This is a genomic window from Pseudoalteromonas piscicida (assembly GCF_002744175.1).
Classification (GTDB): Bacteria; Pseudomonadota; Gammaproteobacteria; order Enterobacterales; family Alteromonadaceae; genus Pseudoalteromonas; species Pseudoalteromonas piscicida_B.
In genome coordinates this window covers 1-12,644 of the sequence record NZ_NKHF01000027.1, presented here as the reverse complement: position 1 = coordinate 12,644, position 12,644 = coordinate 1, and the positions used below count along the sequence as shown (strand labels likewise).

Below are 12,644 nucleotides of genomic sequence, written 5' to 3'. Positions count from 1 at the left end.
TTTGGCTAACGAATTAAACAGCTTTGATATCCAAGAGATTTTAAAACTTCTTCCACACCGCTACCCAATGTTGCTTGTCGACAAAGTAGTAGATTATAAGCCAGGTGAGCATCTTCACGCGATTAAAAACGTGACGATAAATGAACCAATATTTACAGGTCACTTCCCTGAACAGCCAATCTTCCCAGGTGTATTGATCCTAGAAGCAATGGCACAGGCGACAGGGTTACTTGGTTTTAAAACGGTCGAAAATCGCAGTGAAAATGAACTATACTTGTTTGCAGCGATTGATAATGCACGTTTTAAGCAGCCTGTTTTACCAGGTGATACGATGCATTTACACGTTAAGTTTGAAAAAGAACGCCGTAATATCTGGAAGTTTAGCGCTGAAGCCAAGGTAGAAGGTAATATTGTGTGTTCAGCTGAAATCATGTGTGCTAGAAGAGAGTTCTAATGGCTATTCATCCTACCGCAATTATCGAGTCAGGTGCGCGTTTAGGCGAAAATGTTTCAGTCGGTCCTTATAGTTATATTGGCAGTGATGTAGTCATTGGCGACAACTGTAAAATCGAATCACATGTTGTGATCAAAGGCCCTTCAGAGATTGGTTCTGGTAACCATATTTTCCAATTCGCGTCAGTAGGGGAAGCCTGCCAAGATAAAAAGTACAAGGATGAACCAACCAAGCTAATTATTGGTGATAATAACGTGATTCGTGAATGTGCGACTATCCATCGTGGCACAATTCAAGATGAGGGTATCACTCGAATTGGTAGTAATAACTTATTTATGGCCTATACGCACGTAGCGCATGATGCTGTGATTGGTAGTAATGTTATCTTTGCTAACAATGCTAGTGTGGCAGGGCATGTGCATATTGGTGACTGGGTTATCCTTGCGGGTAACTCTGGTGTGCATCAATTTTGTAAAGTAGGTGCTCACGCATTTGTCGGTATGTATTCTGGGGTTAACCAAGATGTGCCGCCATTTGTAACTACTACAGGCACGCCTGCAAGACCCGTTGCGATTAATACAGAAGGTTTAAAGCGTCGTGGCTTTGAGTCTGATGAAATTATGGCAACGAGACGCGCTTATAAAACGCTATTCCGTAAAGGGCTGCGTTTGGAAGATGCACTTGAAGCATTACAAGAAGATGCTTCGAAGTTCGATGCAGTTCAGCAGATGATAGATTTTATTGCGACTTCTAATCGTGGTTTGATCCGCTAAACTTGAACCGCAATACAGGTTATACTTACGCCATACACTTTGTATGGCGTTTTTTTATACTGAATAATAACAATGGCTAACGAAAAAAATATCACCATTGGCGTGGTCGCAGGGGAGTTATCTGGAGATATACTCGGCGCAGGCCTGATAAATGCACTAAAACTGCATTATCCCAATGCTAACTTCGTCGGGATCGGCGGGCCAAAAATGCAACAAGCGGGCTGCAAAAGTTTGTTTGATATGGACGAGCTTGCGGTAATGGGACTCGTTGAGGTACTTGGTAGGTTGCCACGATTGCTTAAAATTAAAAAGCAGTTAGTAAACTACTTCATTGATAATCCTCCCGACGTATTTATTGGTATTGATGCACCAGATTTTAACCTACGTGTTGAAAAACCATTAAAAGCTGCAGGGATAAAAACCATACAATATGTTAGCCCAAGTGTATGGGCGTGGCGTCAAAAGCGCATTCACAAAATCGCCGAAGCGACCAATCTGGTGTTGTCCCTATTGCCATTCGAAAAAGCTTTTTATGATAAGCATGAAGTCCCTTGTACATTTGTGGGACATACGCTAGCAGACGAGATCCCGCTAGAGCCAGATACCATAGGTGCCCGTTCACAACTCAATTTAACCCCTGATGATACAGTGCTTGCTTTGCTTCCAGGTAGTCGTGGTTCAGAAGTGGGCTTACTCAGCCGTACTTACCTTGCCACCGCAAAAAAACTGGTTGATAAGATCCCAGAGTTAAAAATCGTGGTGCCACTTGTCAATGAAAAGCGTAAAGCACAGTTTTTAGAAGCGCTGCAAGAGGTTGCGCCAGAGCTAAACCCTATCATGTTAGATGGTCAGTCGGCGCTTGCGATGCAGGCAGCAGATACTGTGTTATTAGCGTCAGGTACAGCGACGTTAGAAGCGATGTTGTATAAAAAGCCGATGGTTGTCGGCTATAAGCTCAATCCAAAGAGCTATTGGATTTTTAATACCTTCTTTACTTTTAATATTAAGTATTTTGCTTTGCCAAACTTATTAGCCGATGCGCCATTAGTGCCTGAGTTTTTGCAGGCAGAGTGTAACCCAGACGCCCTCGCTGATGCGCTTTTCCCAATGCTTAAAGGCGATAACAGCAAGCTGGTGAACAAATTTTACGAAATACATGAAAACATTCGCCTTGATGCCAGTAAACAAGCGGCTCAGGCTGTAGCGGAGTTAATAGATGCAAATTGAACGTCCTGATGTGCAGTATATCGCAGGCGTAGACGAAGTCGGGCGAGGCCCGCTTGTGGGCGACGTAGTAACCGCGGCCGTTATTTTAGACCCCACAAAACCCATTGCAGGCTTAGCAGACTCTAAAAAACTCTCAGAGAAAAAACGCATTGCGCTGGCAGAAGAAATCAAAGAAAAAGCACTTTGTTACTTTATCGCAAGAGCATCTGTTGCAGAAATTGACGAGCTTAACATTTTGCATGCAACCATGTTAGCGATGACCCGTGCGGTTGAGGGGTTGGCAATTCAGCCCCAACACGTTTTTGTAGATGGTAATCGCCTACCACAGTTGAATGTTGCAGCTACGCCTGTAGTCAAGGGCGATAGCTTAGTTGCCGAGATAAGCGCGGCTTCTATCTTGGCAAAAGTCACCCGTGACAATGAAATGCTGGCATTGGACGCCGAGTACCCAGAATACGGTTTTGCTGGTCACAAAGGTTATCCAACCAAAGCCCACTTTGCCGCTTTAGCAGAACATGGAGCTACCCCTCACCACCGTACCAGCTTTAAACCGGTACAACGAATTTTGGCCGAGAAGGAGTAACCATGCCAGCCCCGCAGTTTGTCCATTTGCGTGTTCACAGCGACTTCTCCATGGTGGATGGTCTCGCTAAGACCAAGCCCATTGTCGCAAGGGCTCAAGAGCTTGAAATGCCAGCCCTTGCCATTACCGACCAAATGAACTTATGTGGTTTAGTGCGCTTTTACGACGGTGCACATGGGGCAGGGATCAAGCCTATTATCGGTGCTGACTTTTGGTTGAAGTCAGAGCAATTTCCGGATGAGCCGAGTCGGATCTTAGTTTTAGCCAAAAACAATCAAGGCTACAAAAACCTTACCTTGCTTATTTCCGATGCGTATCTACGCGGACACGTGTTTCATCGCCCAGTAATAGATAAAGAGTGGTTAGCCAAATACAAAGAGGGATTGATCATTGTCTCCGGCGCAAAAGATGGGGATCTGGGCAAGGCCATCCTTAAAGGCAACCCTAAGCTTATTGAAGAGACGCTGGCGTTTTATGAAACGCACTTTAGTGACCATTTTTATATTGAACTTCAGCGTACTTCACGGCCGCAAGAAGAAGAGTACCTTCATGCTGCCGTAGAGCTTGCAACCGTGCGCAACTTGCCAGTTGTTGCCACCAATGAAGTGGTGTTTTTACACGAACAAGATTTTGATGCCCACGAAATTCGTGTGGCAATTCATGATGGCTACACTTTAGAAGATAAAAACAGGCCAAAACGCTTTTCTAAAGAGCAATATTTAAAGACCTCAGAGCAAATGCAGGATCTCTTCAGTGATATTCCTGAGGCCTTAGAAAATACGGTAGAAATTGCCAAGCGCTGTAATGTAACGGTACAGCTCGGTACTTACTTTTTGCCGGACTATCCAACCGGTGACCTCGCCATCGAAGACTTTTTGGTAAAAGTGTCGAGAGATGGCCTTGAGGAACGTCTCCAATTCTTGTTTCCCAATGAAGAAGAGCGAAAAGAAAAGCGCCAAGAGTACGACGAGCGTCTACAGATTGAACTCGACGTGATCAACCAAATGGGTTTCCCGGGTTACTTCTTAATCGTAATGGAGTTCATCCAGTGGAGTAAGGATAATGGTATTCCTGTTGGCCCTGGGCGTGGTTCCGGTGCCGGTTCTTTGGTGGCATATGCGCTTAAGATCACCGATCTGGACCCTCTTGAGTTCGATCTGCTATTCGAGCGATTCTTAAACCCCGAACGTGTCTCGATGCCTGACTTTGACGTCGACTTCTGTATGGATAGACGAGATGAGGTAATCGATCACGTTGCTAAATTGTATGGCCGTGATGCGGTATCGCAGATCATTACCTTTGGAACCATGGCAGCAAAAGCCGTTATTCGGGATGTAGGTCGAGTACTCGGCCACCCATATGGTTTTGTTGATCGGATCTCCAAGCTAGTCCCTGGCGACCCAGGTATGACTTTGGCCAAAGCGTTTGATGTTGAGCCGCGATTGCCAGAAGCTTACGATGGTGATGAAGAAGTACGTGAATTAATCGACAAGTGCCGTATTCTAGAAGGGTGTACCCGTAACGCCGGTAAGCACGCAGGGGGGGTGGTTATTTCACCAACCACCATTACCGATTTTGCCGCATTGTACTGTGACGAAGAGGGTAAATTCCCAGTCACCCAGTTTGACAAAAACGACGTAGAAACGGCTGGTTTGGTGAAGTTTGACTTCCTCGGTTTGAGAACACTGACTATTTTGCAGTGGGCGCTCGACATGGCCAACGAACGACTCGGTAGAGAAAATCGAGATCCGGTGGATATCGCAGCCATTCCGTTAGATGATCCTGCAAGTTTTAGATTGTTACTCGATGCAAAAACTACTGCGGTATTCCAGTTGGAATCTCGTGGTATGAAAGACCTTATTCGTCGTTTGAAGCCTGACTGCTTTGAGGACATGATCGCACTGGTTGCGTTATTCCGTCCAGGTCCACTACAGTCAGGGATGGTAGATAACTTTATCGACCGTAAGCATGGCCGTGAGGAAGTATCTTATCCCGATGCACAGTATCAGCACGATAGTCTGCAGCCGATCCTAGAGCCGACCTACGGGATCATCCTTTATCAAGAACAGGTCATGCAGATAGCGCAGGTACTTGCGGGTTATAGCCTAGGTGGCGCTGACCTGCTTCGTCGTGCAATGGGTAAGAAAAAACCTGAAGAAATGGCGAAGCAGCGAGCCACGTTCGAAGATGGTGCTAAAAACAATGGCATCGACGGCGAACTGGCGATGAAAATCTTCGACTTGGTAGAGAAGTTCGCAGGTTACGGCTTTAACAAATCACACTCCGCAGCCTACGCACTAGTGTCGTACCAGACGCTATGGATGAAGACCCATTTCCCTGCCGAATTTATGGCTGCGGTTATGTCTGCGGATATGGATAACACCGACAAAATAGTCACTTTGGTAGATGAATGCGAAAACATGAAGTTGACGCTACTGCCGCCTGATGTCAACGCCGGTGTTTATAAGTTTGCGGTAAACCGCCAAGGCGAGATTGTATATGGCATTGGCGCAATAAAAGGCGTAGGTGAAGGCCCTGTTGAGGCGATTCTAGAGGCTCGTGCCCAAGGTGGGGAGTTTAAAGACTTATTCGACTTCTGTGCTCGGGTTGATTTAAAACGCTTGAACAAGCGGGTGATTGAAAAGCTCATCTATGCTGGTGCACTAGATAAGTTAGGCCCTGAAAAAGATCAGCCAGGGCGCGCCACGCTACTTGCAAGCTTAAAAGACGCGATGAAGTCGGCAGAGCAACATCACAAGGCAGAATCACTCGGACAAAGTGACCTATTTGGCCTACTTGCCGTTGAACCCGACGAAGTGGAGCAGGCCTTTATTAAGGCCACACCACTGAGCGATAAAGAGTGGCTAAATGGTGAAAAAGAAACCTTAGGGCTATATTTAACCGGTCACCCAATTAATCAGTATCGTAAAGAGTTAAAGTATTATACCTCTGGCAAGCTAGTTGACTTACAACCCGGTAATCGTGATACGGTAGCAACCGCAGCGGGACTAGTTATCAATGCACGAACCCTAATAAACAAGAAAGGGGCGCGTTGGGGACTGATCACTTTAGATGACAAAAGTGCCCGAATTGATGTACGCTTATTTCCTGAACAGTTTGAAATGTACCAAGAATTGCTGCAAATTAACCAAATCTTGGTAATATCTGGACAGGTCAGCTTTGATAACTTCTCCGGTGGCATTACAATGACCGCAAGAGAAGTCTCTACCATTGCTCAGGCGCGAGAAAAGCGGATTAGTGCAATAAAAATGACGCTAAATATGGCTCAAATTGACGCGAACTTCTTTGATAATTTCAAAAGAGTGCTAGAACCATATAAATTTGGAACTTGTCCAGTAATTATTAAATATCAGCGTCCTGATGCATTAGCAGAGTTAACATTAGGAACACAATGGTGTGTGACGCCCAGCGATGAGCTTCTAACTCGTTTATCACTGTTGGCGGCGCAGGAATTAGAATTAGAATTTAACTAAACAGGTAGTTTAGAGCATGAGCCTCAATTATCTTGAATTTGAACTTCCAATTGCAGAACTGGAAGCAAAGATCAAAGAATTACAAAATGTTAGCCGCTCGGGCGATTTAGATCTTAGCCTTGAGGAAGAGATCAGCCGTCTCAAAGACAAAAACGTCGAGCAGACTAAAAAAATCTTCGATGGCCTAGGTGCATGGCAAGTGTCGCAGCTAGCTCGTCATCCACTTCGTCCTTACACTCGCGATTATATTGAACGCATTTTTACCGAGTTCGACGAATTTGCAGGTGATCGCACATTTGCTAACGACCCTGCTATTTTAGGTGGTGTAGCCCGATTAGATGGCAAACCTGTGATGATTATCGGTCAGCAAAAGGGTCGTGATACTGCGGAAAAAATTAAACGTAACTTTGGTATGCCAAAACCGGAAGGCTACCGTAAAGCGCTACGTTTAATGGAAATGGCAGAGCGCTTTAAAATGCCAATCATCACCTTTATTGATACACCGGGAGCCTATCCAGGTGTAGGCGCTGAAGAGCGCGGTCAAAGTGAGGCGATTGCACGTAACCTTAAAGTAATGGCTGCGCTAAAAGTGCCAACCATTTGTACGGTAATTGGTGAAGGTGGCTCTGGTGGTGCACTTGCTATCGGTGTGGGTGACAGAGTAAACATGCTGCAATACAGCACCTACTCAGTAATTTCACCAGAGGGCTGTGCGTCGATTCTTTGGAAGAGTGCAGATAAAGCATCACTTGCCGCAGAAGCGATGGGGGTGTCGGCATCTCGAGTCAAAGAGCTAGACCTTATCAATAATATTATTGAAGAGCCGCTTGGCGGGGCACATCGCAACTATGATGCGATGGCGAAAAACCTCAAGGCGCAGCTTAAACGTGATCTTGCAGATCTTGAAGCCTTAAGCACAGAAGATATGTTAGATCAGCGCTACAAGCGTTTGATGTCATTCGGTTATTGTTAATACGCGCAGCGCTCGTGTTGGCAAGTAAACCAATGTAAAATAAAAAGCCGCTTATTTAGCGGTTTTTTATTGTGTAGGTATAAATTCATGATCAATAACCGAGTCTATCAACAGGCCGAGCGTAGTTTACAAAAGCTAAATACGTCTGCAAAGGGACTTTGTGTGGCGCTGTCTGGTGGCGTTGACTCCGTGGTCTTGCTGCACCTTTGTCATCGTTATGCCGCTGTGCATCAGGTTGGCCTGCAAGCGGTTTATGTCAATCATGGTTTGTCGGAAAATGCGCATCGATGGCAGCAGTTTTGTCAGTCGCTCTGTGACACGCTTGAGCTCCCGTTTGTTGCTAAACAAGTTTCAATTACTCGTCAAGCTCGCACAAGCTTAGAAGCTCAAGCTCGAGAAGCCCGTTATCAGGCGCTGGATGAGGCTGCCTTGCAGGGATACGCGATCGTACTTGGGCAACATGCGGATGACCAAGTTGAAACCTTTTTGCTGCGGTTAAAACGCGGTGCTGGTTTACTTGGACTTGGCGCCATGAAACCACAAACCCAACTTGCTTCTGCTCGACTTTGCATTCGCCCGTTATTATCGGTCAGCCGTGATGAGATTGAAGCGTTTGCAAAGCAATATGATCTTGCACATATTACCGATGAATCAAATCAGGACGACGCCTTTGACCGTAACTTTTTACGTAATCAGGTGATCCCATTATTAAAGTCGCGCTTTACAGGTTTAGTTGGGAACGTACTACGTACGGTCGAGATATTACAAAGCCAACAGGCCATTATTGATGAAATAAGTGAGCAAGACTTGGCTGTGTGTTGTCGCCAACATGCGCTAGATATTGCCGCTCTTGGAGCTTTCTCGCCAGCTCGTCGCGATAATGTGATAAGAAGGTGGTTAGCAAAGCAGGGCCTAGAGATGCCCAGTCAAAAGCAACTTGACCAATTGGTGCTACAAGCATTGACATCCCGACAGGACAATCAGTTAAAAATTGACTTCAAGCATGGTGCCATCAGGTCTTACCGAGGTGCGCTTTACTGGGTGACAGCCAAAACCAAAAAGCGTGATATTGTGATTGAAGACCATAGTAAACTCACAGAGCTCAGCGTCCCTGTGGCAAAGCTTTCAGGAAAAGGCTGTCGTTTACCTGATTGCGATGAGGTGGTGAGCATTCGCTATGGACGACTTAACGACAAAATAAAGCCCCACGGGAAGCCGGGGTCGAACAGCATAAAACATTGGCTAAAAGACCGTCACATACCCAGTTGGGAGCGTGATTATATTGCGGTTGTTTATTACAATGAAGACCCGGTAGCTGTGGATGGCCTATTTGTAAGTGCTGAGCATGCTGATGATAATGGCGTTATTTGGGTAGTAAAAGATGACGGAAAATAAACAGATAGGTCAGCGTTTAGCGGCTAAATCACCCTTTGCAGTAGTGTTCACCGTAATTGTGTTTGCTGCGTTGTTTGTATTTAGTGAAGTGGTATGGCTGAACCAAGTGTTTGCGTCTAGCGCAGGGGTGATAAGTGTTGTTTTCTTATTACTCTATTGGCATGGAAAAGGTGGACTATATTTCATTTTGGGTTTGCTTTCGCCGATGTTTGCGGTGGTATTCTCTCAATTACCCGATTTCCTTGCGCTCGCATGGGTAATAAATGGTTTCTTTAATGGTGCAGCCTTGGCCTTAATGGCGTATCTATACATTGGAAAAGCTGCTCAGCGCTAACAAATAGCACTGAGCATAAGGGGAAGGGTGTTGTTTTATACCAATTCGCTTAATTGACCAGATATTAATGCGGGTTGGTTATACTGCGCGAGCGCAGTTTCTTCCAGCAGCTTTAGCTCGATACAACCCACTGTCGGCGCGGGCAAAGATGTTGTCTGCGTTATCGTGGCTTGAAGCTAAGGTGAAGCCTATGCTGGTTGTGACGGTATACTTTGTTAGCATGGTTGAGCTTCTAACGGTATCCATAATTCTTTCCGCGATAACCTTGTTGGTCGTAAATGCAGGATCATCTATTAGGATCGCGAATTCATCACCACCAAACCTGAATACCGAGTCCGTGGCGCGGGTCGAAGATTGTAGGATCCGTGAAAATTCAATCAAGACTTCGTCACCAGCTTTATGGCCATAAACATCGTTAACTTGCTTAAAGTTGTCTAAATCTAGCAGCATTAAACTAAAGTTTCGGTGTTGTCGACGGCTACGTTCAAGCTTTTCTTCAAGGTTGTCGGTAAACTGACTACGATTATACAAACCCGTTAATGAGTCTTTAGTCGCAAGTTGTAGCACCCGTGTGTACATCAATGCGTTACGCATAGGATAAATAAGACAAGCGTGTAACCTGAGCAGTTTTGATTTAATCGCCTCGCTAAACGGAAACTCGCTAAAATACACTAGCTGACCTAAGTGCTCTCGTTCAAGCTCTAAGTCGAAACTACTGGCCGGATATTGGCTATCGCAATTCTTCATCTGGAAGACACCCAAGTTACAGTGGAATTGTATCCCTGCAACCTTTGAGATCTTAGCCACATGCTCGGCATAAATAGTAAGAAGCTCTTCGATGTCGAGTGTGGTCTGTAGCTTATCGACAAGTCGAGCATACTGTTCGCCATGTTGACTACTATACTGCTCAGAATTGAACGGCAAATAATCGCCTCTGGTCGGCAGTCTTTGTGTCAAAATATGGACATTTTCCATATTTCTTCCCCCTTAATACAACAATACATGACTAATATGCGAACTTTATGCCAAAAATTTAAACTGGCTTAAAAACAAACGCTTGCTATATTTAAAGGAAAGAAAAAGAAATCCACCTAACTTTCCCGTCAATTTTTTTGCTCAGGAGGTCGATTGCAAAGTATCTTCGCGCAAGTTTTTGCCTTGCTATTATGTGCCGTGATCTTGGTCTGGTCCTTCAAGAGGATAGGGCTGCCGCCTATTTTGGCGTATTTACTAACGGGCGTTATTGCAGGTAGCCACGGGATAGGGTGGATGAGCGATAGTCATGAAATTCATTTTATGGCTGAGCTGGGCATTGTGTTTTTGCTGTTTAGTTTAGGACTGGAATTTTCGGTGCCAAAACTCATGGCGATGCGCAATGTGGTATTCGGTTTAGGTAGCTTGCAAGTCATCATCACCACAATTATTGGTATGTTAGTGTTGCGTTTTATGCAATACAACTGGACCGCTGCTTTTGTGATCGCAAGCTTAATTGCGCTTTCGTCTACCGCTGTAGTGGTGAAGCTACTAAAAGAGCTGGGCATGCTCAATACTCGCCATGGTCAGCTCGGGATTGGCATACTGTTATTCCAAGACATTGCAGTGGTGCCATTATTAATCGCCTTTCCATTGATGTCATCAGCGAGCAATTCAGAGCTGGCCTCCGCATTACTCTTTGCTTTTGCTAAAGGCGCGGTTGTTTGTTTTGTATTATGGGCTGTTGGTAAGTGGTTACTACCAAGAGTTTTTAATGAGATAGCGCTGGTTAGAACGGATGAGTTGTTTGTACTGTCTACTTTGGTTGTTGCTTTATGTGCAGGCGCACTGACCTACTCATTTGGCTTATCAATGGCACTGGGTGCTTTTCTTGCTGGGATGATGCTTGGAGAAAGTCAGTACCGTCACCAGCTTGAGGCGGAGATCCGGCCGTTTAGAGATATTCTTATGGGGCTGTTTTTTGTCACCGTTGGCATGCAACTCGACATCCCTTATGTACTCAATCAGTTTATTTATATTGTTGCAGCACTCGCCGCAGTGCTTGTGATTAAAGTGTTGATCATCGCAAGTATTGCGCAGTTAATGGGTGAACGAAAACGCGATGCCTGGAGTGCGGGTATACTGATATGGCAGATGGGGGAATTTGGTTTTGTATTACTCGCCTTAGCGAGCCGCCATCAACTGTTAGATCAAAATGCCGTCTCATTTCTTATTGCCTTAGGGGTATTGTCGATGGCACTCACTCCTTACCTTATTGGTAAAACGGCAAAAATTTTGAACCTTCTCGGTATTGAAAAAGATTGGAAACCGGAAGCGCCATCTGGCTACAATGTTTCTGATTTAAAAGACCATGTAGTGATATTTGGTTATGCTCGAGTTGGTCAAACGATTGCGCGATTTTTACGCCCAGAGGCCATTCCTTACATTGCCATAGAGCGTAACCCACAAATAGTGCAAGATGCCCAAACCGCTGGTGAGCCAGTTTTATTCGGCCATGCTGCACAAAAGACACTATTAAAGTCAGCACATATCGATAAAGCGCGACTGGTGATTATTACCTTTGATGATTTTGAGCAAACGCAGGTTGTGGTTGATGCCATTCGTCGTCGCACCGAGGAAGTAAAGATTTTAGTGCGTATGAAAGATGATAGCCATATGGAGCAATTGAAATCATTAGGCGTGGCAGAGGTGGTGCCGGAATCGCTGGAAGCGAGTCTGATGTTGGTTTCTCATGTGCTCTATATGTCAGGCGTTCCCATGCGAAGGATTTTTCGCCGTGTGAGTAAGGAACGAGAAAACCGTTACCCCTACTTACATGGCTTTTTTGCTGGCGACAGCGCTGATCTCAATGAGGGAAAAGGCGAACGTCTAGAGTATTTACATGCACTGGCATTACCCGACAACGCATTTGCAGTGAACAAGTCCATAGCCGAGCTTGAGCTGAATGTTAAGCGAGTCGACATCACCGCCCTTAGGCGAGATGGCGAAGAAATAGAGCAGCCTGATGAGCAAACCATTTTACGCGTCAATGACGTGTTATTGCTCAGAGGTAAACCCCGTCGCGTAGAGCGAGCGGAGCAATTCCTACTCGATGGCCTGCCGTAGTAAAACTGGAACAGCTCGGTGCATAAAGCGCCTCCTACAAAGTAGAGTAGGAGCTGGTTTACCCAGCGATCTTTCGTGGTATCTACAACATCAGCTCGGCGCATAAAGCGCCTCCTACAAGGTAGGGTAGGAGCTGGTTTACCCAGCGATTTTTTGCGGTATCTGTAACAACGGCTCGGTGTGTAAAGCACCTTCTACAAAGTTGGTAGGAGCTGGTTTATCCAGCGATTATTTTCTGTATCGGTGACAACAGCTCGGTGCGTAAAGCACCTCCTACAAAGTAGGTAGGAGCTGGTTTATCCAGCGATTTTT

10 protein-coding genes are annotated in these 12,644 nt (G+C 45.5%); 9 read left to right on the top strand and 1 reads right to left on the bottom strand.

From position 1 onward, the window contains the following. The first annotated feature begins 1 nt into the window (after position 1). From fabZ to CEX98_RS06040, 8 genes are all read left to right on the top strand, one after another. On the top strand, positions 2-454 hold the full coding sequence (gene fabZ / locus CEX98_RS06075; RefSeq protein ID WP_099641218.1) for a 3-hydroxyacyl-ACP dehydratase FabZ: 453 nt from the start codon (positions 2-4) through the stop codon (positions 452-454). Then, a complete protein-coding gene (gene lpxA / locus CEX98_RS06070; RefSeq protein ID WP_099641217.1) occupies positions 454-1,227 on the top strand; it encodes an acyl-ACP--UDP-N-acetylglucosamine O-acyltransferase in 774 nt (257 codons plus the stop codon). The genes fabZ and lpxA overlap by 1 nt, the downstream gene beginning before the upstream one ends. 72 nt (positions 1,228-1,299) lie before the next feature. Then, positions 1,300-2,454, top strand: a complete 1,155-nt coding sequence (gene lpxB / locus CEX98_RS06065; RefSeq protein ID WP_099641216.1) for a lipid-A-disaccharide synthase — start codon at positions 1,300-1,302, stop codon at positions 2,452-2,454. Further along, the gene (rnhB, locus tag CEX98_RS06060; protein ID WP_099641215.1) at positions 2,444-3,037 is read left to right on the top strand and encodes a ribonuclease HII; all 594 of its coding nucleotides are present in this window, start codon (positions 2,444-2,446) and stop codon (positions 3,035-3,037) included. Before lpxB ends, rnhB begins: the two co-directional genes overlap by 11 nt. Positions 3,038-3,039: 2 nt before the next feature. Continuing rightward, on the top strand, positions 3,040-6,531 hold the full coding sequence (gene dnaE, locus CEX98_RS06055; RefSeq protein WP_099641214.1) for a DNA polymerase III subunit alpha: 3,492 nt from the start codon (positions 3,040-3,042) through the stop codon (positions 6,529-6,531). A 16-nt stretch (positions 6,532-6,547) separates the two neighbouring features. Beyond that, complete coding sequence (gene accA / locus CEX98_RS06050) at positions 6,548-7,504, top strand: acetyl-CoA carboxylase carboxyl transferase subunit alpha (protein WP_099641213.1); 957 nt, start codon at positions 6,548-6,550, stop codon at positions 7,502-7,504. An 87-nt stretch (positions 7,505-7,591) separates the two neighbouring features. Further along, on the top strand, positions 7,592-8,899 hold the full coding sequence (gene tilS / locus CEX98_RS06045; RefSeq protein ID WP_099641212.1) for a tRNA lysidine(34) synthetase TilS: 1,308 nt from the start codon (positions 7,592-7,594) through the stop codon (positions 8,897-8,899). Then, a complete protein-coding gene (locus CEX98_RS06040; RefSeq protein ID WP_099641211.1) occupies positions 8,886-9,233 on the top strand; it encodes a hypothetical protein in 348 nt (115 codons plus the stop codon). Before tilS ends, CEX98_RS06040 begins: the two co-directional genes overlap by 14 nt. Before the next feature lie 78 nt (positions 9,234-9,311). Here CEX98_RS06040 and CEX98_RS06035 read toward each other — a convergent pair whose 3' ends face one another. Continuing rightward, positions 9,312-10,208, bottom strand: coding sequence for a GGDEF domain-containing protein (locus CEX98_RS06035; protein WP_099641210.1), 897 nt, complete (start codon positions 10,206-10,208; stop codon positions 9,312-9,314). Between the two features lie 153 nt (positions 10,209-10,361). On the opposite strand from CEX98_RS06035, the gene CEX98_RS06030 reads away from it, so the two are divergent. After that, positions 10,362-12,332, top strand: coding sequence for a monovalent cation:proton antiporter-2 (CPA2) family protein (locus tag CEX98_RS06030; RefSeq protein ID WP_099641209.1), 1,971 nt, complete (start codon positions 10,362-10,364; stop codon positions 12,330-12,332). The last annotated feature ends 312 nt before the right edge of the window (positions 12,333-12,644 follow it).